Annotated in this window: 24 protein-coding genes; 3 read left to right on the forward strand and 21 right to left on the reverse strand. The window is 28.1% G+C overall.

Features of this window, described 5'->3' with window-relative positions:
• Window positions 1-69 precede the first annotated feature (69 nt).
• The 15 genes from pepD to ACKTSI_RS05425 form a co-directional block, all read right to left on the reverse strand.
• The gene (gene pepD, locus ACKTSI_RS05355; protein ID WP_308577611.1) at window positions 70-1,458 is read right to left on the reverse strand and encodes a beta-Ala-His dipeptidase; all 1,389 of its coding nucleotides are present in this window, start codon (window positions 1,456-1,458) and stop codon (window positions 70-72) included.
• Between the two features lies 1 nt (window position 1,459).
• Entirely contained in the window at window positions 1,460-2,671 is a 1,212-nt protein-coding gene (pepT, locus tag ACKTSI_RS05360) for a peptidase T (RefSeq protein ID WP_407862646.1), read from the reverse strand.
• 78 nt (window positions 2,672-2,749) lie between these two features.
• The gene (locus ACKTSI_RS05365) at window positions 2,750-3,535 is read right to left on the reverse strand and encodes a DnaJ domain-containing protein (protein ID WP_407862647.1); all 786 of its coding nucleotides are present in this window, start codon (window positions 3,533-3,535) and stop codon (window positions 2,750-2,752) included.
• A gap of 1 nt (window position 3,536) precedes the next feature.
• Window positions 3,537-3,758 carry a YdbC family protein gene (locus ACKTSI_RS05370; RefSeq protein ID WP_068473047.1) on the reverse strand — a complete coding sequence of 74 codons (222 nt, stop codon included), beginning with the start codon at window positions 3,756-3,758 and terminating at the stop codon, window positions 3,537-3,539.
• Between the two features lie 9 nt (window positions 3,759-3,767).
• A complete protein-coding gene (locus tag ACKTSI_RS05375) occupies window positions 3,768-4,589 on the reverse strand; it encodes a hypothetical protein (protein ID WP_288981141.1) in 822 nt (273 codons plus the stop codon).
• Window positions 4,579-4,869 (reverse strand): GIY-YIG nuclease family protein, encoded by a 291-nt coding sequence (locus tag ACKTSI_RS05380; RefSeq protein WP_068473053.1) that lies wholly within the window; start codon window positions 4,867-4,869, stop codon window positions 4,579-4,581. Before ACKTSI_RS05380 ends, ACKTSI_RS05375 begins: the two co-directional genes overlap by 11 nt.
• Window positions 4,869-5,486 (reverse strand): regulatory protein RecX, encoded by a 618-nt coding sequence (locus ACKTSI_RS05385; RefSeq protein ID WP_407862648.1) that lies wholly within the window; start codon window positions 5,484-5,486, stop codon window positions 4,869-4,871. The genes ACKTSI_RS05380 and ACKTSI_RS05385 overlap by 1 nt, the downstream gene beginning before the upstream one ends.
• 99 nt (window positions 5,487-5,585) lie before the next feature.
• A protein-coding gene (prfB, locus tag ACKTSI_RS05390; RefSeq protein ID WP_201274978.1) for a peptide chain release factor 2 occupies window positions 5,586-6,699 on the reverse strand; the annotation gives its coding sequence in 2 pieces (ribosomal slippage) (window positions 5,586-6,623 and window positions 6,625-6,699; 1,113 coding nt in all).
• Window positions 6,700-6,786: 87 nt separating this feature from the next.
• Complete coding sequence (locus tag ACKTSI_RS05395) at window positions 6,787-7,482, reverse strand: DNA alkylation repair protein (RefSeq protein WP_201274977.1); 696 nt, start codon at window positions 7,480-7,482, stop codon at window positions 6,787-6,789.
• A gap of 12 nt (window positions 7,483-7,494) precedes the next feature.
• Window positions 7,495-8,016, reverse strand: a complete 522-nt coding sequence (locus ACKTSI_RS05400; protein WP_201274976.1) for a nitroreductase family protein — start codon at window positions 8,014-8,016, stop codon at window positions 7,495-7,497.
• Window positions 8,017-8,027: 11 nt separating this feature from the next.
• Window positions 8,028-8,237: a DUF951 domain-containing protein gene (locus tag ACKTSI_RS05405; RefSeq protein WP_068473066.1), complete on the reverse strand. Its 210-nt coding sequence runs from the start codon at window positions 8,235-8,237 to the stop codon at window positions 8,028-8,030.
• A complete protein-coding gene (locus ACKTSI_RS05410) occupies window positions 8,230-9,060 on the reverse strand; it encodes a mechanosensitive ion channel family protein (protein ID WP_407862649.1) in 831 nt (276 codons plus the stop codon). The genes ACKTSI_RS05405 and ACKTSI_RS05410 overlap by 8 nt, the downstream gene beginning before the upstream one ends.
• Entirely contained in the window at window positions 9,053-9,325 is a 273-nt protein-coding gene (locus ACKTSI_RS05415) for a DUF3343 domain-containing protein (protein WP_068473072.1), read from the reverse strand. Before ACKTSI_RS05415 ends, ACKTSI_RS05410 begins: the two co-directional genes overlap by 8 nt.
• Window positions 9,326-9,337: 12 nt before the next feature.
• A complete protein-coding gene (locus tag ACKTSI_RS05420) occupies window positions 9,338-10,354 on the reverse strand; it encodes a hypothetical protein (RefSeq protein ID WP_407862650.1) in 1,017 nt (338 codons plus the stop codon).
• An 8-nt stretch (window positions 10,355-10,362) separates the two neighbouring features.
• A complete protein-coding gene (locus ACKTSI_RS05425; protein WP_201274973.1) occupies window positions 10,363-11,655 on the reverse strand; it encodes an NAD(P)H-dependent oxidoreductase in 1,293 nt (430 codons plus the stop codon).
• Between the two features lie 194 nt (window positions 11,656-11,849).
• Here ACKTSI_RS05425 and ACKTSI_RS05430 point away from each other — a divergent pair, with 194 nt between their 5' ends.
• The 3 genes from ACKTSI_RS05430 (at window position 11,850) to ACKTSI_RS05440 (ending at window position 15,181) form a co-directional block, all read left to right on the forward strand.
• Entirely contained in the window at window positions 11,850-12,908 is a 1,059-nt protein-coding gene (locus ACKTSI_RS05430; RefSeq protein ID WP_407862651.1) for a rod shape-determining protein, read from the forward strand.
• A gap of 1 nt (window position 12,909) precedes the next feature.
• Window positions 12,910-13,812 carry a TIGR01212 family radical SAM protein gene (locus tag ACKTSI_RS05435; protein WP_407862652.1) on the forward strand — a complete coding sequence of 301 codons (903 nt, stop codon included), beginning with the start codon at window positions 12,910-12,912 and terminating at the stop codon, window positions 13,810-13,812.
• Between the two features lie 280 nt (window positions 13,813-14,092).
• Window positions 14,093-15,181 (forward strand): sulfurtransferase, encoded by a 1,089-nt coding sequence (locus ACKTSI_RS05440; protein WP_407862653.1) that lies wholly within the window; start codon window positions 14,093-14,095, stop codon window positions 15,179-15,181.
• A gap of 40 nt (window positions 15,182-15,221) precedes the next feature.
• On the opposite strand, the gene ACKTSI_RS05445 is transcribed toward ACKTSI_RS05440, so the two are convergent.
• From ACKTSI_RS05445 to coaBC, 6 genes are all read right to left on the reverse strand, one after another.
• Entirely contained in the window at window positions 15,222-16,358 is a 1,137-nt protein-coding gene (locus tag ACKTSI_RS05445; protein WP_311525991.1) for an MFS transporter, read from the reverse strand.
• A gap of 155 nt (window positions 16,359-16,513) precedes the next feature.
• Window positions 16,514-17,818, reverse strand: a complete 1,305-nt coding sequence (gene rsmB, locus ACKTSI_RS05450) for a 16S rRNA (cytosine(967)-C(5))-methyltransferase RsmB (RefSeq protein WP_407862654.1) — start codon at window positions 17,816-17,818, stop codon at window positions 16,514-16,516.
• The gene (gene fmt, locus ACKTSI_RS05455; RefSeq protein ID WP_407862655.1) at window positions 17,818-18,741 is read right to left on the reverse strand and encodes a methionyl-tRNA formyltransferase; all 924 of its coding nucleotides are present in this window, start codon (window positions 18,739-18,741) and stop codon (window positions 17,818-17,820) included. Before fmt ends, rsmB begins: the two co-directional genes overlap by 1 nt.
• On the reverse strand, window positions 18,741-19,235 hold the full coding sequence (def, locus tag ACKTSI_RS05460) for a peptide deformylase (RefSeq protein WP_068473094.1): 495 nt from the start codon (window positions 19,233-19,235) through the stop codon (window positions 18,741-18,743). The genes fmt and def overlap by 1 nt, the downstream gene beginning before the upstream one ends.
• Before the next feature lie 9 nt (window positions 19,236-19,244).
• Window positions 19,245-21,638 (reverse strand): primosomal protein N', encoded by a 2,394-nt coding sequence (gene priA, locus ACKTSI_RS05465; RefSeq protein ID WP_407862656.1) that lies wholly within the window; start codon window positions 21,636-21,638, stop codon window positions 19,245-19,247.
• On the reverse strand, window positions 21,632-22,813 hold the full coding sequence (gene coaBC / locus ACKTSI_RS05470; protein WP_407862657.1) for a bifunctional phosphopantothenoylcysteine decarboxylase/phosphopantothenate--cysteine ligase CoaBC: 1,182 nt from the start codon (window positions 22,811-22,813) through the stop codon (window positions 21,632-21,634). The genes priA and coaBC overlap by 7 nt, the downstream gene beginning before the upstream one ends.

The raw sequence follows: 22,813 nt of genomic DNA on the forward strand, positions 1-22,813 counted from the left end.
AAATGGTATGTTTTTTAGATTTTTTACACAAAAAACGGAATATCCCTATTCCGTTTGAATGTTTAAATATTAATTTTTTGCAATTTCTTCAATTAGTTTTAATGTAAAATCATAAACTCTTTTAGTTGATGAAATTGAAAGATTTTCTTTTGGAGTATGTGCTCCTCTTATATCAGGTCCAAATGAAATTAATTCAAGATTTGGATATTTTTCATAGATTGCTCCACATTCCAATCCTGCGTGAACTATGATATTTTCAAATTCTTTTCCTGTTAAGTCTTTATAAACTTTGTTTGCAAATTTTTGTAATATTGAATTTTCTTTCTTTTCCCAAGATGGATAACCACCTGAAAATTCATAATTCAATCCTAATGTTTTAGAAATTTTAGCAAATGCTGTTTTCATTTCTTCTAAGATACTAAGTGATGATGAACGAATTGAATCACGAATTAAAATTTCATCTTGGATTGTTTGAACGATTGCAAGGTTTGAAGAACTTATGATACCTGTTTCATCTTTTGTATTTACTCCTGTTGGTAATTTTTCTAAAATTTCAATCAATGTATCTTTTAAAGCATTTGTTAAAACTTTTCCTACAAAAACTTCCTTTTTGTCTATTGTAAGTTGTTCTTCACCATTATATTTTTCTACAAATTTAGCAATTACTTCATCTAATTTTGGAGAATTTTCAATTACAATTTCTCCAACTCTAGGAATTGCATTATCTTTATTCCCACAATCAACACTTGAAACGGAAAGTCCTGTTTCTTTTATAAATTCAGCGATTGTTTTAATCATATTTCTTCTATTTTTTCCGATTTCCATTCCTGAATGTCCACCCAAAAATCCGTCAAAATGAAGTTTAACAAGCTCTACTTCCCTATTTTCAAATTTTAATTCCAAATTAGTTTTAAATAGAGTTCCTCCTGCTGAGCCAAGAGTTAAAATTCCTTCTTCTTCAGAGTCTATATTAAAAAGATATTTTCCTTTTAAAAGTCCTTTTTCAAGTCCTAAAGCCCCTGCCATTGTAGTTTCTTCAGTAACAGTTATAAGCACTTCAAGTTCAGGATGAACTAGAGTTTCATCTTCCAAAATTGCCATTGCCATTGCAACTGCAATACCGTCATCAGCACCCAATGTTGTATCATTAGCGAAAAGCAAATCGTCCTTTATCACCCATTCAATCTTATCTGTTGCAAAATTATGATTTGAACTTGTAGCCTTTTCACAAACCATATCCATATGTCCTTGTAAGATTATTCCGGGTTTATCTTCATAACCCTTTGTAGCAGGTTTTCTTATATAAACATTTAAAATGTCATCTTGTTTTGTTTCAAGTCCTAAACTTTTACCAAAATTATAAATATAATCAGATATAGCTTTTTCATTATGTGATTCATGAGGAATGTTTGAAAGCTCTCTAAAATAATGAAAAACTCTTTCTGGTTTTAAATTCATACTATTCTCCTTTAACAATATTTTCTACAATTTTTACAAGTAATTCTGAGCCTTTTTCCATATATGAAACAGGAACAAATTCAAATCTACCATGGAAGTTAAATCCACCTGCAAAAATATTCGGACAAGGAAGTCCCATATAAGAAAGTCTTGAACCGTCAGTACCTCCTCTAATTGCTTGAATTTTTGGAGTTATTCCAATCTCAACCATTGAATTGTAAGCAAGGTCAATTATATCCATTCTGTCCTCTAATTTTTCTCTCATATTGTAATAAGAATCTTTAAGTTCTAAACTAATTGAATTATCATATTTAAAATTTAAAACTTCAACAATTTTTCTCATATATTCTTTTTTATTTTCAAATTTTTCTCTATCAAAATCTCTTATGATAAATTCCATATGAGTATTTTCTGTATCTCCGTTCATTTCTAATAAATGATAAAATCCGTCATAACCTTCAGTATGTTCAGGTCTTTCATTTGCAGGTAACATTGATAAAAGATTATGAGCAACCATAAGTGAATTTCTCATAATATCTTTTGCAGAACCAGGGTGAACATTCTTTCCTTTAATATCAACAACAGCACTACAAGCATTAAAACTTTCATATTCAAGTTCTCCGATAGGTCCACCGTCAATTGTGTAGGCAAAGTCTGCACCGAATTTTTTAACATCAAAATGATCCGCTCCACGTCCAATTTCTTCATCAGGAGTAAAACCTATTGAAATATCTCCATGTGGTAAATTTTCTGAAATAATTTTTTGAACCATATCCATAATAATTGCAATACCTGATTTATCATCAGCACCCAACAAAGTATTTCCGTCAGTTGTTATAAGTCTTTCTCCAACAACTTCATTTAAACAAGGAAATTCCTTTACAGTCATAGTTACTTCATCATTTAACTTTATATCTCCACCCTTGTAATCAACAAATTGTGGATTTACATTTGCTCCGGTAAGTTCTGTTGCAGTATCCATATGTGCAATAAAACCGACTTTTTTAAGATTTTTTTCTACATTTGATTTTAAATGTGCATAAACATAACCCTTTTCATCAATATGAGCATTTTCAATTCCCATTTCTTTTAACTGTTTAACAAGTAAATTTCCCAAGTTTTTTTGCTTTTCTGTTGAAGGAACAGTCGCAGACTTAGGATTTGATTGCGTATCAATTTTTGCATATTCAACAAAACGTTCTACTATATTCATAACTACCTCCAAAATTTTTTTAAGATACATTTATTTTACCACATTTTATGAATTTAAAAAAGATAGCATTTATTTTTGCTATCTTTTCATTTGATTATATCTTTTTATATTTTCTTCTGTTAAGAATTCAAAAGCTGAATTAATTTGTTGAAATTTTTCTGTTGTGTCAACATCTCTATTCAAATCAGGGTGATATTTTTTAGCAAGTTTTCTGTATTGCAACTTAACTTGGTAAAAATCTATATCATAGGTATTAAATTCCAACTCATCACAAGACTTTTCAAATTTATTTTTAAAGTCGCTGTACGGGTCGGAGTAGGCTCCGTTATAATTTTGATAGCCTTGATAACCTTGACCTTGATAGTTCGTATAGAAACCACCTTGTGAAAAATATTCATTAAATGAATTAAATCGTCTTTCCCATTCTTCTCTTTCACGTCTTTGTCTTTCTTCACGTTCTCTTTGTCTTTGTTCTTCCTGTGCTCTTTCGTACTTTCTTTTATATTCTCTAAAAGATGAATAGTTTTTGTTATTTCCCATTAAAAAGTTTCCGTAATCATTCAAATATTCGCATAATGAATAATTAACATACCTTAAAAATGAAATAAATTTCTTTCCCAAAAACGGCACAATGAAAAAAACAAAAATTACTGCCCAGAAAAACGGACTTGCAAGTAAAATTATAAGTACAAACGGAATTATAAATGAGCCTAAGGCTAAAAATCCAATTCCAAGTATTACTAAAAATACAGATAAACTGCTAAGTAAATTTACAATGTAAGATAAAATATTTACAAGTCCCCCTAAAATTACATCTAAAGCTTTAGAAAGACCTAAAATAAATTTTCCAAAAAGTTTTTTCACATTATTCTCCAAATTCTTCTTTTAAAATTTCATAAAGAGCCTCAGCTTCTTCTTTTGTAAGAGTTACCCCTTTAGACATTCTTTCGTGGCTTGGGTTCCAATCTCTTATGTCGTACTTAGCGTCTCTTTCATTCCAGCTAACTAAGTTTAATTCTTTTCTCCAGCCTTTTTCATTTTCGGATAAAACTCCTAATTCTTCTGTAATTTCGTATTTTAATTCCATATTCTCCTCCTAATTTAACATTCCGTTTTTATTTGCAGGTAAAGATGCTATAAAGCCGTCAACTAAACCATTTCTAATTTTTGTCAAAATTTCTATTGAATGATTGATTTCAACTTTTTTATTCTCAACCTTTTTTAACAATTTAGTCATCTTTTTTACTTTTTTCTCATCAAGAGTATCTTTACAAGACTCTCCAAGATTTCTAACTTCTCTTTCTAAAAACTCTAAATTATTTTCCAAAGTCCTAATATTTTTAGAATATTCATCAATATTAAAATCTATCGGACTTTTATTCAATCTTTCCTCTTCGATTGTCTTAAAAATCTTATTCATAGTTCTTTTGCTACCGTCAGCCTTTGCCTTTAAAGTCTGTTTCCAAAGCTCTCTATCCCAATTTTCACTATTTGTATGTGGAGATATTTCCTTTGCAATAGCTTTAAAAACATCATTACAATTTTTGTTTTCCTCAATATCAAGTTCATCAAAAAGTCCAACAAAATTTTTAACTTCGTTTGAATTAAACTTTTTGCTATTATTATTTTCAGAATTTATAATTGTATATACTTGACTAACATCGACAAAATTGTTTGAAAATTCAAGTATTTTTAAAATTTCATTTGCCCTGAAAAGATTCATAACATCTCTTTCTAAATGTTTTTGCACCTCTACAAGACTTTCTATATTTTTTTTATATAAAAGTTTAAACTTTTCTTCGTCCTCTAAAACTAAATCATTTCTAATTGAAATAATTTCCTCTTTTAAAAGTAATAATTCTGCTAAATTTTCTCTTAAATTGTTATATTTCTCATATAAATTTTCGTTAATTACCATTAAAATCACCTTCCATATAAGTAGAAAATTTACTCTTATCAAAATTTAATACTAATTTTTCTTTTTGTATTCTAGTTAATTTTTTTATCTTAATCTCTCTTTTAAGCGCCTCAGACTTTGTTTCAAAAACTTCAAAATAAATAAGTTTTACAGGAGTTCTTCCCCTTGTATATTTTGCACCAAGTCCCAAATTATGCTTTTCAATCCGTCCTTTTAAATCCGTTGTATAACCGGTGTAAAAATTCCCGTCCTTACACTCTACAATATAAACAAAAGTCATCACAAAATTTCCTTTAAAACATCATTTATTACATCAAAACTAAAGCCTCTATAAGCTAAATAATTTATAATTTTCTGCTTTTTCTTAAATTTATCTTCTTCATTTGCCAATAGATTCAACTTTTTTATACCCATTTTAACAGCATTATCAAATTCATCTTCATATTCAAAATTATCTAAAAAGTCTTCAAAAATGCTTTTTGAAATTCCCTTTTGAATTAATAAAGATTTTATTTTATTTTTTCCATAACCGTTTAATCTTTTTTTATCCTCGATGAAAATTTCACAATAAAGCCTGTCATTCAAATATTCTTCATTTTCTAAAATTTCTAAAACTTCATCTATTACTTCATTTGAAAATTCATTTTCTCTAAGTTTTAATCTAACTTCATATTTTGTCTTTAATTTTCCGGAAATATAATTTATCGCTCTTGACTTTGCTCTTTCAATATCTGAAAAATATTTCATCTCCAAAATTTCTGTTTCCGAAAAGTCCATATCAACAGAAACTTTATATTTTTCAAAAATATTATAATTCAAAAGAAGTTTTGTTTCATCTTCAAAAATCACTTCAAAAACTTCCTTTGACTTGTTATACTTTATATCAATAACCAACATTATCTAAATAATCCTATAACAGTTGGAAAAACTCCGGCTAACATTAATAAAGCTAATATAAGAGCAACTGCTCTAGTTATTTTTTCTCTTTTCATAAAATCACCTACTTTTTTTAATCAATTCACATAAATATTGATTTATAAATTCATCAATATTACCATTTATAACAGACTCCACATTTCCTGTTTCATAACCTGTTCTATGATCCTTAACAAGAGTATAAGGCTGAAAAACATAAGACCTTATCTGTGAGCCCCAAGCTATTTGTGAATATTTACCCTGAATATCCTCTATCTTTTCTCTATTTTCTTCTTGTTTTATTATCAAAAGTTTAGCAACAAGTTGCCTCATAGCCGTATCCTTATTAAACATTTGACTTCTTTCGGATTGACAAGAAACAGTTAAGCCCGTTGGAATATGAGTTATCCTAACAGCCGAATCCGTTTTATTTACATGCTGACCACCCGCTCCACCTGAACGGAAAGTATCAATCCGTAAATCTTTCGGATTTATCTCAACATCTGTAATCTCTTCAATCTCCGGAAATACATCGACACTTGCAAAACTTGTATGCCTTTTATTTGATGAATCATAAGGAGAAATCCTAACAAGCCTATGAACGCCCTTTTCTCCCTTTAAAAAGCCATAAGCATTTTCTCCATCAACCTTTAAAGTAACAGACTTAATTCCCCCTTCAGTATCGGAATTATAATCCAAAATGGAAAATGAAAAACCCTTATTGCTAATCCACCTCGTATATAAACGTTGTAACATTTCTGTCCAGTCCTGAGCGTCAGTTCCCCCTGCTCCTGCATGAATTTCCAAAATAGCATTGTTTGAATCATATTCTCCAACCATTAGAGTATCTAACTTTAATGCAAAATATTCTTTTTCAATATTTTTAATATTTTTTAAAACTTCTTTCTCATACTCCATAAACTCCTCATCAGATAAAATTTCTAAAAATTCTATTGAATCCGAAATTTTTTGACTTAAACAAGTAAAAGTTTCAATTTTAAATTTTAAACTTTTCATTTTATCAAGAATTGACTTTGCACTTTTAGAATCATTCCAGAAATCTTCTTTTAAAGTTTGAGCCTCTAAATCTCTATAAGTCTCCTCTAACTTTGAAATGTCAAAGTGAATCACCGATTTCTGATAAATTTTGTTGTAATTTTTTCAATCTTTCGATAACCGTACTTAGATTTTCCATTAATCCTCCAACAATATACATAATATCTAATTTTATAACATTAAAATATTTTCGTCAAGTCCAACAAAAAAAGAGCGTTCGCTCTTTTTATCTCATTATCTTAACTTTTAAACTTCTTAAATATATTTTTTGTTCATCAGTTATTCTTCTACTCTCTATTGCTTTTTGAATTGCTTTGTTGTGAGTCCAATCGTCAAGTTTTTTATTTTCTATAAACTTGATAGCATACTTCTGTTGTTTAGTTAGAGCAGTGGCAAAATACCAAGCAATCATCATATTTATATAATATTCTTCAGACCTAATCTTTGAAACAATTTTTAAATGTTCCTCTTTAAAATTTTCATCTAAATAATTTGAAAGCAAAAGTCCTATTCCATATCGAACAACATAAGTTTTATCAGACTTTATCCAAAGTAAAATTTTTTCATAAGTTTCATTTACATATTTTTTAAAAACTTTCGGACAAAAAGAATCGCAAGTCGCCCAATTATCTATAAAAGGAATAAAATTTTCTGTATATTCCATAGCTAAATCAAAATCTTTTATTTGCTCAATTAAAAATCCATGTAAATTATTTTCTTCATAATATTTATGTGGAAGACTATTTAAAAACTTAAAGCTTCGTTTTTCATCTTCTTTAAATAATTTTTTTGCATAATTTCTTAAATCAGGCGTTCTAACTCCGATTATTAAGTCTTTATCTACTGTAGGAATAAGTTTTGCATTAAAATTTTTATATTCAATATCTTGTAAAGAAAATAAATCTTCTAATATTTTATCCATATAATCCCCTGATTATCTAATTTTTAATTCTTCAAATAATTCTTCGTCTTTTTTGTATTCTTCGTGCATTGGAGAAGGCATAGCATTTTCTCCTTTATATCCCATAAATAAAAGCATGGCAATTTTATTTTTTTCAGGAATTTCAAAATTTTTAGTAACTATTTCAGGGTCAAAAGCTCCAATATAAACTGAGCCTAAGCCTAAGTCCTCAGCCTCTAATACCATTTGTGTTGCAACTATTGTCGCATCTACTATTCCACTTGGTATGCCACTATGTTCGTTGTACCAACATTCGTCCAAATTGTAAGTTATTACAAACATAAGTTGTGCGTTGTATTCACAAGGAGATGATTCATTTAAAAGTTTTAGCTTTTCATCATCTGTACAATAATAAATTTTTATCGGTTGTTTATTTTTTGCAGTCGGTGCAATTTTTGCAGATTCTAAAATTTTTAAAATCTTTTCTTTTTCAACCTTTTTACCAGAAAATTCTCTAACAGAATATCTATTTTTTGCTAATTCTAAAAAATCCATAACTACCTCCTTTAAAGATTTGCAACTTTATAAAGCTTTCCGTCTATTTCAACTTTTCTAAGTCTTTTTTCAAAGTCAATTCTCTTAACCCAAACTTCTCTTTCACATCCCAAACATTTTAATTTTATATCAATGCCGGTTCGTAAAATTTGCCATCTATTTGTTCCGCAAGGATGCTCTTTTTTTAATACAACAATGTCTGATACTTGATATTTATACAATTTTATCACCCTTTTCGAACTTTAAAAATTCAATATTTTTTTCTTTAAATTTTTTGTATAATTCTTCTCTTAAAATTTTTTCATTTTGCCATTGTGTTGACTGTTTGCTCCAAAGAACAACAGCTATTTTTATATAATAACTTTCCATTTCTGTAACTCCGAAAAATACAGGAGCTTTGATTACACTTTTATGTTTTTCTGGAAATTCAGTTGAAAAATCGCTTATTATTTTCTTAACTTTTTCAATATCCACATCAGTTGGAAAACAGAAAGTAACAATAGATCTTTGGTTATTTTTACTTAAATTTGTAACAGTAGTAATACTTCCATTTGAAATGGTATTTATACTTCCATCATAACCTTGTATCTGTGTATTTCTCATATTTATAGTAATAACATTTCCGGCAATATCATTTATAATTACATCATCACCGATATTATATTGGTCGTCAAGTAAAATAAAAATCCCACTAAAAAGGTCTTTGATAATGCTTTGAACTCCAAAGGCAATGATGATACCACCAATTCCAGCAGTTGCAATTAAGGACAATGTATTTACATTAAAAATACTTAAAATTATAACTATTACAATAAAATAAATTATATATTTCAAAACACTTGATGATATGGAAACAATTGAATTTACTTTTTTAGAATTTCTAAAATCATTCGATTTATAAGTTTTAACTAAATTCTTTAGAGCTTTTGTAAAAATATAAATAATAATTTTAGCAATCAAAAAAACTATGACTGATAAAATTATTTTTATAATTAAACTTTTAAGCGACTCCGAATAAATAAAATTTTTAAAAAATTTATTCATTAATATTTATCTCCGTTATTACATTTCCTCTATCTTGTGTTTTTTCAAAAGACCAAATGTAATCAACATTTTTTCCGTCCTCTTTCAATGATTTTACAGTCACAAGTTCGCTTGGGTCAAGTAATATCGCAAGTCCACAAGAACGACTAACTTCTCTAGGCGTTGGAATTGTTTTAAATTTCTTTTCTAAGTTCTTAAGTTCTTTTTCTATTTGCATTGTATGATTAACTGAATTAAAAGTTAATAATAAATACTTTTCGTTCAAAATAAACACCTCCTACTTTATTTTCTTATATCTATCTTTTAATATCAAATATGCAGAATTTTCACTATCAACTGAATCTACGATTTCAGCAGGAAACTCTTTTAGATTAAAACTATTTTTGTCAACTAATACATACCCATTTTTTTTTACCAACAAAATATTTTCTGATAAATTATGAGCATTTATATATTCTCCTTCAATAGCAATTTCCTTTTCAAGTTTTAAATCTTTTGCATTAAAAACTTTTATATCGTTTGAAATCAAATAAATCTTTCCGGAATCATAGATAATATCCTTTAAATTTTTTATATAATATTGATTTTTTATAATATTTTTTTCAAAAAGATATAACTTTTCATTCGTAACAACGTAAATCTTATCGTCAGAATTATTTACAAATCCAAAATCAATTATAAATTCATTAAAAAAAGTGAAATCACAAATAGTTGACTTGTCTTTCAATTTTAAAATGTGAAATCTCGATTTTATTGAATTTTCCGACTTAACATAATCTGTATATACAAAGTTGTTATTGTCCTTTGAAAATTTAACATACCCCGGACTTTGAACATCATCATTTGAATATATTTCAGTTAAAGTTTCGTCAAAAATTTTAAAACTTGCATTATTTATCAAAATCAATTTATTATTTTCAATAAAAAAATCTTGACTTTCTTTCTCTAAAGATATTTTTTTTATCTCATCAAAATTTTTACTATACATAATTATTTCATTAGGCATAAGAGAATATATAATATCGTTAGAAATTCTAATTTTTCCATTATTTGAAATTTCTTTTTCTGTTTTTAATTTTCCATTTTTATTAAAACGTGAAAATTTATTTTTTTCAAAAATATACATTTCATCTTTTATAAATTCAATTTTTGTATATGGTTTTGAAAAATCAAAGGCTACTTCTTTATTCGAGCCTCCTCCAAATTTCACAGTCAAAAATATAATTAAAATAATAACTGCTACAACAGAAATGCCGATAGCAATTTTATTTTTATACCGAGAAATTATTTTCATACCTTCTCCTAAAGACCTAATTTATCTTGTTTTCTTCTAAGTTTTGTAATGATATGTTCCTCGTCAAGCTCAACCATATCCAGAGTTATAAGCTCATCTTTTTTTACATCAACTTTTAATTTTGTTTTCTTAGTAATCATAGCAATCGGTAAAAGATTTCTATTTTTTTGGTCTGCATGGCTTGTTATTGTACCAAAAACAGACTTTCCACCAATTCCCTCTAAAATTTCTCCAGCTTTCAAATCTCTTTTTGCAACTGTAACAGTATCTGAAACTTGTCCACAAGCAGGAACAATAGTTGACTCTTTTTCAACGATTGCATTGTAAATTGTAATCGGTGTTTCTAAACTTGTTAAGTGATATGGTCTGTAAATTGCATAGTTAGGTCCTTCACCCATTTTTAAATACTTCATTAGGTCATGTACTTCATCACTATCACTTGTAACTATTGCATAAACTCCCGGAGCAACTCCAAAAGCAAAATCTACCGTTTTATAGTTATTTAAAATTCCACCTTGTTCTTTTAAAGAAAATAATTTTCCAAGCTCATTCGGTGTAGTTGTTGGCCCATGACAACCAATAACATCAGGAACAAAACCCAAAGCATTAGCTGCACTTGTCAATTCAATCATTGTATTTGTTCCGTCAATAAAACCTGCAAGCATTTTTGGATAAAGACCTTTTGAAATGGCCTCTTCTCTAACATCATCTTCAGTAATATAATAATTAAGTGGATTGTTCTTTCCTTTACCGACAGCAAGAAGTTTAAAACCTGCACCTAAAACAAAGTCTGCAAGCTCCATAATTGCACCCGGTTCATCTCCGGCAGAACCGGTATAAATTACATTTTTCTTTTTGGCTAAATTGTATAAATAAGGTCCAATAACAGCATCACATTCAACATTTAACATAATTGTATGTTTTCTATTTTCGATTGCCTCCATCGCAAGAACGGCACCAAAAGGAGGATTACCCGTTGCGTCAACAACTCCTTTAATATCTTGTAATTTACAAGCAATGGAATAGTCATCAGAAACTACATACATTCCATTTTTTATAGAATTTTCTATTATTTTTATATTATCACTTGTAGTTATATCCGACTTTCTAATTCCGGAAGAAAGAAGAGCGTCCATAGCTTTTTCAGGCTTTTCATCAATTACAACGGCGCTTGTTAAACCTTTAACTCTTGAAAGTTGATTAACAAGTCCTTTACCCATCTTTCCAGCTCCGATAAGAGCAAACTTAACCTCTTTATTTGCATTATATAAACTATTAAGTTTGTTTTTCATTCTAAACATAAAAGTCCTCCATATTATTAATTTTATCATTCTTATTTTACTACACTACAACAAATTTATCAAATTTTTTTAATAATTAAACTCCTACTTTACTATATACTAATTTTAGTGTAAAATTATAATAGCATAATGTAAAATGTGCTTTAAATTAAATAATTAACATAAGTAAAATAAAAATTATATTAGGAGATATTATGAAATATTTTAGAAAAACTCTTGCTATTGATTTTGGAACATCAAAAGTAACGACTTTCGTAGAAAATAAAGGTGTAATAGTAAACGAGCCATCAATAGTTACTATGGATACATATAAAAATAAAATAATTTCTTACGGAGAAACTGCAAAAAAATTATTAGGACGTGTTCCCGGTAATGTAGTTGCAAAAAGGCCTTTAGTCGCCGGAAATATTGTAGATTTTAACGTAACAGAAGCAATCATAAAAAGAGCAATTAAAAAATCTATTGGAAAAAACTTTTTTAGACCAAATGTTTTAGTTTGTATCGCAAGTGAATTAACTCAAGTACAAAAAAGAGCAATAACTCAAGCGGTTAAACTCGCCGGAGCAAACAATGTTGTACTCTTGGAACAAACAATCGCTGCAGCAATAGGTTGTGGCGTAAATATAAATGACCCTTCAGGAACTATGGTTGTGGATATTGGAGCAGGAAAGACAGATATTTCTGTAATTTCAAATGGAGAAATTATAATTGCAAAAAGTTTAAGTATTGGCGGAAACACAGTTGACGAAGCAATCGCAGACTTTATTCGTACAAGATATAATATGTTGATTGGAGAAAATACTGCTGAAATTATAAAACTTTCCATTGCAACTGCTTATCCAACTAGCGACGGAGAAATGTATGAAGTAAAGGGAAGAAATGTAATGAACGGACTTCCTATGCATATTTTTGTAAATAGTTCAGATATTTCACATGCAATTGGAATGACTTTAAATAAAATTTTAAATGCAATAACTGAAACTTTAGAAAAAACTCCACCGGAATTGATTGCCGACCTTTTTGAAAAGGGATTGATTCTAACAGGTGGCTCATCATTAATTCCCGGCTTTGTTGAATTAATAACCGACAGAACAAGATTAAATGTAATAAATCCTGAAAATCCTGAATTAATGGTAATAAAAGGTGCAGGAAGATTCTTGAAAAATGTTGATTTTTCAAATGATGAAATAGAATATTTAGATGAGTTAAAAAGACATGTCTTAGAACAAAAGGAACAATTAAGAAAGAGATAATATGGAAAGATATAACACTTTAAGTTCTTATCTAAAGGAAAAATTTGGCTCAAAACTTTTAAAACTCTCCATTGACGGAGGGTTTTCTTGTCCGAATAGAAAAAATGGTAAAAGTGGTTGTAAATTTTGCTCTGAAAACGGAAGTGGTGAATTTACAACAAAACGAAAATCCATAACAGAACAGTTAAATGCTCAGATAAAATTTTTAAAAGATAAAAATGTCGATAAAGGATATATCGCATACTTTCAAAGCTATACAAATACATTTTTACCAATAGAACAGCTTAGACAAATGTATTATGAGGCGATAAATTTTCCGAGTGTAAAAGTATTGTCAATAGCAACAAGGGCTGATTGTTTTAATGAAGAAATATATAATTTGCTTGATGAATTAAATAAAAAAATTGAAGTTTGGGTTGAACTTGGACTACAAAGCTCAAACGAAAAAACGAGAAACGCTATGAATATCGGTTACAGTACTGAAACTTTTGAAAATTGTGTAAAAAAATTAAAAGAATTAAATATAAAAACTATTTTTCATATAATTTTCGGTCTGCCAAACGAAAACCAAAAGGATTTTAAAAATACTATCGACTATGTAAACTCACAAAAACCTTGGGGAATTAAAATTCACAGCCTTTTCATTCAAAATGATTGTGAATTGTATGAAGATTATTTACAAAATAAATTCAAAGTTTTGACTTGGAATGAATATGTAGATGCTTTAATTATGGCAATAGAAAATTTAGATAAAGAAATCATAATTCACAGACTAACAGGCGACGGCGACAAAACAAAATTAATTGCTCCCTTATGGTCAAAAGATAAAATTAAAACAATTGGTGAAGTCGGAAAAATATTAAAACAAAAAAATTCATATCAAGGAATAAATTATAAATCATAATCTCACTTTTTATACAATAGTGAGATTTTTATTGTGAAACAACAAGGTTCTCATGTCTCCATCCGATACAAAGTATAGCCGAAGGGTGATATTATTATGTTAATAATAAAAGACATATTAATACTTTTATTAAAATTGAAAATTTAAAAACTCCTTTATTTACAAAGTTTTTATTTTATTGTATAATAAAAAAGCAATTAATAATTATAAATTTTATTATTATGATAAAAAAATAACTTATTTGTAATTTTTAATTGTAATAAATTTAGGAGAGTGTGTAATGAAAAAACATTTAAAAAAACTGTTAATTTTATGTTTGGTACTTGGAGTTTTTTGTGCTTGTTCAAAAAAAGAAGACGAAAAGAAAACAGATGTAAAGCAAACTGAAAAGAAAGAAGAAAAAAAATCAACTGCGAAAAAAGTTTCAAAAGAAACTGTCTTTGTTGATGCAAACTATGTTAAAGACGTTCTTGATGGAAAAGTGAAAGACGTAAAAAACTTTGTAATAGCCGAAGTTTCTTGGGGAGAAGTTGATAAAAGTCCTGACTATTTAAAAAATCATATAAAAGGTGCAATTCATATAAACACAGATACTGTTGAAAAAGAACCTGTGTGGAATTTAAGAAGCCCTGAAGAATTAGAAAAAAGTTTATTAAATTATGGAATAGATAAAGATACTACCGTTATTCTTTATGGACAAAATACAGGATGTGCTAGAGTTGCCACAGCATATCTATATGCAGGAGTTGAAAATGTAAAAATTTTAAATGGTGGTTTAAAAAGCTGGACAGATAAAAACTACCCGGTAGAAAAAGAAGAAACTAAACCTACTCCTGTTAAAGAATTCAAAACAAAGGTTCCTGCTCACCCAGAATATATAACTTCAATAGAAACTGTTAAAGAAAAACTTGGAAAAGACAATAATTTCCAATTAATTTCAATTAGAAGTGAAAATGAATGGTTAGGAAAAGAAAGTGGTTATACTTATATACCTAGAGCTGGAGAACCTAAAGGTGCTTTATGGGGAAAAGCAGGTCATGATAAGGATTCAATGGATTTCTATATTAATTCTGACGGAAAATATAAAGATTTTTCTGAAATCAAAAAAATGTGGGAAGAACAAGGAATTTCTACTGATAAACAAATGAGTTTCTATTGTGGAACTGGTTGGAGAGGCTCTGTTGCATTTTTACTTGCTCACGAAAATGGCTTAAACGCGAGTTTATATGATGGCGGTTGGAATCAATGGCAAATGGATGACAAACTTCCAGTTCAAATTGGAGATCCTAAATCAAAAGATGTAGAATATAAAAAAGTTGGAGACTTGTCAAAAGATAAAGCGAGCAAAGACCCTGCATGTAAAGAATAATTTTAAAAGGAGCTTTTTTCAAAGCTCCTTTAACATTTCTCTATTCTTCTATGAATTTTGTTACAGCAAAAAATAATCCAAATATCAAAAGTAATATACTAACAAAAATAAAACTATAATTTAAACTATTCTCAGCTAGTTTTGCTGAAAAAAATAAAAATCCAAAGTCAACAACATTCGCTCCCATACTGAAAGTTGATAAAATAGTTGCTCTGTTTTTGTCATTCAAACTATCTACATATCTATTTTCAACCTTTGAAAAATATGTTTCAACAATTCCAATTAACATTGGTAAAAAAATCATTGGCAGTATAACAAAAATATTTTTTATTAAAATTAACGACATGAGTAAAACAGAACTCATAGTCAAAAATATAAACAAATTTCTTTTTAGTTTGACTTCTCCAAAAATTTTTATAATTTTGGGACTCAAAAGTCCGATTACAGAATATAACAAAATAACGAAAGTCATATAGTTTTCACTTAAATTTATATTTTGTAAAATGACTACATAAAAGAAATTTATCAAAATAAATGTTATGCTAATCATTCCATTAAACACCATAAAAATGATTAAATATTTATTTAAAATACTTTTGAAATTCAATTTAGTATCATCTTTTTCAAAACCTTTTTCTTTTTCTAAAAATAAAGTAAATAAAAAAGAAATAAAAGTTGAAATAATTGTAAAAATTATCAGAAAATTTTGTCCGAAATATTTATTCATAAAGTAAAAACTTATTGTTGAAACTATAAAGCCAACAGTTGAGTAATTACCAAGAATAGAAGATTCCACTGCAAAATTTTCCTCACCTATAATTTCATACTCATAACCAATTATAGTTCCCGAAGCAAAAGCAAAACCGACTGCCTCAAGTATAGATTCAAGTACAAAAAACTCAAAGCTAAAAGAAAACAAAAGTATTATTCTAGCTAATAACATAGAGAAATGTGAAATAATTATAGAATTTTTATATCCAATTTTATCCGTAATCATTCCAAAAGGAATTTCAAAGATAAAAATACCAAAAGACAAAATCGCCTGCAAAATAAAAAATTCTGAAATGCTTACACCTCTGGAAGTTCTAATCAAAAGAGCCACAGGGGCATAAAAAACTAAGCTTGAAAAAAAGTAATAACCTTTCAAACAAAACAGCTTATCTTTAAAATTTTTCATTCCCTACCTCACATATATTAAATTTTAAACTCAAAATTTAATAATCTCTACATTTTATCTCTCCTTTATACAATTTACAAAATCAATTAAATTTATTATACATCATATAAAATTTTATTTCAACAAAAAAGACTGAAGTTTTAACCTTCAATCTTTTATCCTTCTTTATAAAACTTAACTATAAAAAATCCATTATGTTTTTGTTTTTCAGGTAATAATTTTATAAATTTTTCTTCTTTTTCTAAAAATTTTACTTCTTTTATCTTCAAATTTTTATGTTTGTATAAGAAATATTTTACATTTTCTTCATTTTCACATTTCAAAACTGAACAAGTGCTATAAACTATTTCTCCACCGACTTTTAGATATTGGACTGCATTGTCAAAAATTTTTCTTTGTAAAGAAATTATTTCTTCAATTGTTTCTCTACTTCTAAATAATTTTATTTCAGGCTTTCTGTCCATAACGCCAACTCCGGAGCAGATTACATCGCATAGTATATAGTCAAATTGTTCTTTAAGTTCTTCTTTATAAACTGATGCGTCAAAATTTAATAATTTTACATTTTTTATATTAAGTCTTTTACAATTCTCTTCTATCTTTATTAATTTGCTTTTTACAATATCGTTGGCAAAAATTTCTCCGGTATTTTTCATTTGAAAAGCGAGATGACAAGTTTTTCCACCGGGAGCCGAACAAATATCCAAAACTTTTGAATTCTCTTTTGGAGCTAAAACTTCTCCTGTCAAAATACTTCCAACGTCTTGAACTGTAAAATCTCCATTTCTAAAACTTTCTGTTTCCAATATATTGGTTGGATTTTCTACAAAGTATGTTAATTTTGAAATATCCGATTTTTTTAGTTTATATCCAAAATTTTTTAAATCTGAAATAACTTCCTCTTCACTTTTTTCAAAAGATGATATTCTTATCGCAAAATGTGGTCTATCCATAGAGCTTTCAAGAATTTTCAAAGTTTCATCTTTTCCATAATCTTCAAGTAAAATTTTTACAACATCAATGTTCGTAGAATATTTTATAGCAAATTTTTCTTCTAAATTTTCTGTTTCTATTTTTGTAAAATCTTCCTTATTTCTTAAAAAGTTTCTAAGTGAGCCGTTTACAAAGGACGAAAACTTCTTTAATTTAAAAGTTTTTGTTAGATTAACCGCCTCATTTATTATTGCAAATTCTGGAATTTTATCCATAAATAAAATTTGATAGATTGAAATTCGTAAAATATTTAAAATATATGGATTGAATTTTTTTATTCTAAGTTTGCAAAGTTTTTTGATTATATAGTCTAAATAAATTCGATTTTCCAATGTTCCATAAACTATTTCTCTTAAAAATTTACTATCCAATTCAGAAATATTTTTCGCCTTTTTATTCAATAAATTTTTAGAGTTTGAATTTTCATCTTTGATTTCACAAAGGATTTCAACTGCAAGTTTTCTCATTATTTTAAAATTTCTCCAACTTTTATAGAATTGCCACGAAGATAGTCTTTAACTAAAACTCTTTTCTTTCCAGCAAATTGAATTTCCAAAAGTTTTATGCTACCGTCAAGTGTTTTAACAAAGATTGCGTCTTTTGAAGTTTTAAAAATTGTTCCAACTTTGACATTCGGACTTTCTGTTCCAATTTCAGCTCTATGAACTTTTATATTCTCTCCCATATATTCACAAAATGTACTTGGCCAATTATAAAAACCTCTTATTTTGTTAAAAATATTTCTTGAAGTATCATTAAAGTTTAATTTTCCCATTTCCTTAACAATCATCGGAGCATAGGAAAAATTATCTCCCTGCTTAATTCTATTTTTATATTTATTTTCAAAGTCATTCATAGTTTCAACAATCAAAGTGGAACCCATTTTTGAAAGTCTTTCATAAAGTGTTTCAAGATTATCTTCATTGGAAATTTCTGTTTCGAGAATATCTAAAACATCTCCTGTATCAAGTCCAACATCAATTGACATAATGCTAACGCCGGTTTTTTCTAAACCATTCACAATAGCCCAGTTTATCGGTGCAGAGCCTCTAAGCTCAGGCAAAATTGAGGCGTGAATATTTAAAATCTTCCCTCCCATAAAGTCAATTAATCGCTTGTCAATTATTTGTCCAAAAGCAACTACAACAATGAAATCCGGATTTATTTTTTTTACAATTTCAAAAAATTCATCACTTTTTACACTATCCGGTGTTATGACTTCAAGACCCAGCTCTAATGCCTTTTGCTTTACTGGTGTCGGTAATAATTTTTTTCTGTTTCTAAGTTTATCTTTTTGAGAAACAACTAAAGAAATTTCAAAATTTTCATTCAAAACTTCCAAAGGTGGAACTGCAAAATCAGGAGTTCCCATAAAAATTATTTTTTTCATTATTCTTCCTCACCGTAATATAGTTTTTCGTACATTTCAGCCTCTTCGCCCTCTAAGCTCAAGTCTGTAAATAGAACTCCATTCAAATGGTCAATCTCATGACAAACACAAACAGCCAAAAGGTCTGTTGCATCTATAATTTGTTCATTTCCGTCAATATCTGTATATTTGAATTTCACTTTTTCAGGTCTTTTTACAAAACCCCTCACATCAGGAATTGAAAGACAACCTTCAGGTCCAACTTGTTCTCCTGAAACTTCTAAAATTTCCGGATTTATCATTTTTAAAAGTCCATGTTCATCTCCAACATCAATTGTTACAAGTCTTTTTAAAATTCCAATTTGTGGACAAGCAAGTCCAACTCCATCTGAATCATACATAGTTTCTACCATATCTTCTAGTAGATTTTTTATTTTATCATCTATAACTTCGACTTTCCTTGCCTTTTTTCTAAGAACAGGATCGCCATCAATTCTAACATTTCTTAATGCCATTTTTCCTCCTTAATCTATTGTCAAAATTAATTTTCCATTTTTTTCAGTATTAAATGAATACTTTTTATTAAAAATTAATTCCATTAAAAATTGTCTAAATACATCTTCGTCTTTTAGAACTTTTATTGTCAAATTATATCTATATACCATATTTACCCATTTTATCGCATCTGGATTAGGCCCTAGAATAATTATATTTTTTAAATTTATTTCTTTTTTAAATCTTTCAAAAATCAAATCTCTAATTTTTTTTAATTCTTCCATACAATTTTCGACACTTTTGCTTCTAAATTGAAAATTTATTATATTAGCCTTTGGTGGATAGAGAAAACTTCTTCTAAAATTTATTTCTTCTTTGAAAAATTCTTCATAATTATGCTCTGAAGAATTAACCACCGAGTAATGACTTGGCTTGTAGGTTTGAATTACAACTTTTCCTTGTCTTTCTCCACGACCTGAACGTCCTGCAACCTGAGTTAAAAGTTGGAAAGTTTTTTCTGCTGACCTGAAAGATGGAATATTCAAACTAATATCTGCAAGAACAACTCCAACCAAAGTTACATTCGGAAAGTCCAGCCCTTTTGAAATCATCTGTGTACCAATCAAAATATCAATTTCTTTGTTTTTCATTTTTTGGTAAACTTCTTCATAAGCACCTTTTTCCTTTGAAGTGTCCGAATCTATCCTATGAACTTTTGCATCTTTAAAGGTATTTTTAATATATTCTTCCAAAGCCTCCGTTCCAAAACCAAATTCTTTTATGGATTGTTTAAAACAGCTTGGACAAATCTTAGGCTTTTGTTTCGTTCTTCCACACATATGGCAAATGCAAATATCTTTTCGATTGTCTTTGTGGTAAGTCATTGAAATATCACAATAATCACATTTCAAAACATAGCCACAACTTCTACAAAACACAAAAGAACTTCTGCCACGTTTATTTAAAAACAAAATTACCTGCTCTTTCCTATCCAAAGTTTTTTGTATTTCTTCGTAAAGACTGTTACTCAAAATACTTTTATTTCCAAGTAAAAGTTCTTCACGCATATCTACAATTTCAACTTTAGGCAATGAATTTCTTGTTGCTCTATTTTTTAGCTCTAAAAGTTTAAATTTTCCTTTTTTCGCAAGTTCATAAATATTAACAGACGGTGTTGCAGAACCTAAAACAAGTTTTGCTCCGGATAATTTTACCAAATGCTCGGCAACTTCATGAGTATAATATTTAGGATTTTGGTCGCTTATATAACTTGACTCATGTTCCTCATCAATTATTACAAGCCCTAAATTTTTAATTGGGGAAAAAATCGCAGACCTTGCCCCAACAACAATTTTTATATCCTTATCTTGAATTTGTTTCCATTGATTAAGTTTTTCAACCATTGTAAGTCTTGAGTGAATGATTGCAATGCCATTTTCAAAACGTCCGGAAAATCTTTCAATAGTTTGTGGAGTAAGACTTATTTCAGGAACTAAAATTATACTACTCTTTCCTTGCTCTAACATTTTTTCAACAAGTTGTAGATATATTTCAGTCTTTCCACTTCCGGTTACTCCATGTATCAAAAATTTATCGTTCTTTGAATCTAAGATACTATCTAAAACATTTTGTTGTTCTTTATTTAATTTTAATTTTTTGTAATTTTTTGTTTCTTCTACAGAATTTTTATAAACTTTATTTTCAGTTAAAATAAGAGCGTTCATCAAAAGCATTGAGTCTATAACTTGTTTTGAAATATTTATTTCCCTTAATTCCTTAACACTTACAAAATCTTTTCCTTTTAAAAAATTTAAAAGTTCTAATTGTTTTACTGCGTTTTTACGAATTTTTGAAATATCAAATTCTTCATTTAGCTTTACAAATTTTTCTAAAAATTTATTTTCCGAAATATTATATTTGTACTTTTTTACTAAAATTTCATTTTTGATTAAATAATTTATCTTTTCATCATTATAAAACTCACGAATTTCTAAAATATTTCTTTTCTTGGAAAAAAATTCCATTTCATCTTTTGAAAGTTCAAAATTTTTCTCTTTATTTAAAACAAAAAATTCCTCGATTTTACTCCAATCTCCCGGAGGTAAAACACAATTTAGACAATAAGAAAGATTAGTGATATACTTTTTACTCATAAACTTTGCAAGTTCAATCTGAGTTTTACTCACAATCTCTTTTTCGTCTAAAACTCTGTAAATTTCTTTTATTTTTATATCGGTTTGAAAATCTTTTTTTTCTAAAATATTCAAAACAAGACCGACCGTTCCCTTATTTCCTTTTCCAAAAGGAACAATTACTCTTTTACCTGCACTTATTTCTCCTTCAAGTTCTTTTGGAACTCTATAAGTAAAAATATTTTCAGCTCTTGAAAGTAAAAAAGATTTAACAACAACTTCTGCTAACATATTTTCTCCAAAATAGCATCTAAAATTTTATCTGCAATTTCTCTCTTAGTCAAAACTTCAGTTTCAACTTCAGAATCTTTTGTAATTATACTAACCTTGTTGAAATCTGAACCAAAGCCTCTATCCTTTACAGAAACATCATTTGCAACTATCATATCCAAATTTTTATTTTCAAGCTTTGATATAGCATAGTCTTTTACTGAATTTGTTTCTGCGGCAAAGCCGACAACATATTGTGATTTTTTATCCTTTGCAATAGTTTTTAAAATGTCGATATTGTCCTCAAGCTCAATATTTTCATAATTTAAAGTCTTTTTTATCTTAAAATCTTTTTTGTTTTTAACTTTAAAATCAACAGGTGCAGCAGGCATAATTAAAATGTCTGTTTCTTCAAAATTTTCTTTCAAAGAATTAAACATTTCTTCATTTGTCTTTACGTCAATATATTCCAATCCAAAATTTTTATAATTGCTTGAAACTTTTCCACAAACTACCTTAACATTAGCTCCACGCCTTTTAGCACAAAGAGCAAGTTCATTTCCCATTTTACCACTACTATAATTTGAAATATATCTAACAGGGTCAATATCTTCAACAGTTGCACCATTTCCAATTAAAATATTTTTCCCAAGCAAATCTTTTTTCACAAAATAACTTTCAATTTCTTCAAAAATCTTTTCAGCTTTAGGAAATTTACCTTTACCATAATCGCCACAAGCAAGACGACCATAGTCAGGACTTAAGACAATATGTCTTTCCCTCAAAGTCTTAATATTTTTTTGAGTAATAGGATTTTCATACATATTAACATTCATTGCAGGTACTAAAATCATCTTTTTAGTATGAGCAAGAGCAATATTTGTAATTAAATTATCAGCAATTCCATAAGTAAGTTTAGCCATAGTATTTGCAGTAAGAGGTGCAATTACAAAGCAATCAGCCTCTTTTGCAAGTTTAATATGTTTAACTTCACTATCCATATCTCTTTCAAAAACATCACTATACACTTTGTTTTGACTAATCGTTTCAAAAATCAAAGGATTTATAAGTTTAGTTGCGTTTTCAGTCATAACAACATTAACTTCATAACCTGCCTTAACCAGCATACTAACCAAGTCCAAAGACTTATAAATAGCAATTCCCGAAGTTACTCCAACTAAAATATTTTTTTTCAT

The sequence above is a fragment of the Parvimonas parva genome (assembly GCF_045866535.1).
Lineage (GTDB): Bacteria > Bacillota > Clostridia > Tissierellales > Peptoniphilaceae > Parvimonas > Parvimonas parva.

Bases quoted from the DNA above. Each gene is read 5' to 3' on its own strand.
- ACKTSI_RS05430 (WP_407862651.1), top strand. From the start codon at position 11,850: ATGAAATATTTTAGAAAAACTCTTGCTATTGATTTTGGAACATCAAAA.
- pepT (WP_407862646.1), bottom strand. From the start codon at position 2,671: ATGAATATAGTAGAACGTTTTGTTGAATATGCAAAAATTGATACGCAA.
- ACKTSI_RS05380 (WP_068473053.1), bottom strand. From the start codon at position 4,869: ATGACTTTTGTTTATATTGTAGAGTGTAAGGACGGGAATTTTTACACC.
- ACKTSI_RS05385 (WP_407862648.1), bottom strand. From the start codon at position 5,486: ATGTTGGTTATTGATATAAAGTATAACAAGTCAAAGGAAGTTTTTGAA.
- pepD (WP_308577611.1), bottom strand. From the start codon at position 1,458: ATGAATTTAAAACCAGAAAGAGTTTTTCATTATTTTAGAGAGCTTTCA.
- ACKTSI_RS05425 (WP_201274973.1), bottom strand. From the start codon at position 11,655: ATGTTTAGAATGAAAAACAAACTTAATAGTTTATATAATGCAAATAAA.
- fmt (WP_407862655.1), bottom strand. From the start codon at position 18,741: ATGAAAAAAATAATTTTTATGGGAACTCCTGATTTTGCAGTTCCACCT.
- coaBC (WP_407862657.1), bottom strand. From the start codon at position 22,813: ATGAAAAAAAATATTTTAGTTGGAGTAACTTCGGGAATTGCTATTTAT.
- ACKTSI_RS05420 (WP_407862650.1), bottom strand. From the start codon at position 10,354: ATGAAAATAATTTCTCGGTATAAAAATAAAATTGCTATCGGCATTTCT.
- ACKTSI_RS05410 (WP_407862649.1), bottom strand. From the start codon at position 9,060: ATGAATAAATTTTTTAAAAATTTTATTTATTCGGAGTCGCTTAAAAGT.
- ACKTSI_RS05370 (WP_068473047.1), bottom strand. From the start codon at position 3,758: ATGGAATTAAAATACGAAATTACAGAAGAATTAGGAGTTTTATCCGAA.
- ACKTSI_RS05375 (WP_288981141.1), bottom strand. From the start codon at position 4,589: ATGGTAATTAACGAAAATTTATATGAGAAATATAACAATTTAAGAGAA.
- rsmB (WP_407862654.1), bottom strand. From the start codon at position 17,818: ATGAGAAAACTTGCAGTTGAAATCCTTTGTGAAATCAAAGATGAAAAT.
- ACKTSI_RS05395 (WP_201274977.1), bottom strand. From the start codon at position 7,482: ATGGATAAAATATTAGAAGATTTATTTTCTTTACAAGATATTGAATAT.
- ACKTSI_RS05440 (WP_407862653.1), top strand. From the start codon at position 14,093: ATGAAAAAACATTTAAAAAAACTGTTAATTTTATGTTTGGTACTTGGA.
- ACKTSI_RS05435 (WP_407862652.1), top strand. From the start codon at position 12,910: ATGGAAAGATATAACACTTTAAGTTCTTATCTAAAGGAAAAATTTGGC.
- ACKTSI_RS05400 (WP_201274976.1), bottom strand. From the start codon at position 8,016: ATGGATTTTTTAGAATTAGCAAAAAATAGATATTCTGTTAGAGAATTT.
- def (WP_068473094.1), bottom strand. From the start codon at position 19,235: ATGGCATTAAGAAATGTTAGAATTGATGGCGATCCTGTTCTTAGAAAA.
- priA (WP_407862656.1), bottom strand. From the start codon at position 21,638: ATGTTAGCAGAAGTTGTTGTTAAATCTTTTTTACTTTCAAGAGCTGAA.
- ACKTSI_RS05445 (WP_311525991.1), bottom strand. From the start codon at position 16,358: ATGAAAAATTTTAAAGATAAGCTGTTTTGTTTGAAAGGTTATTACTTT.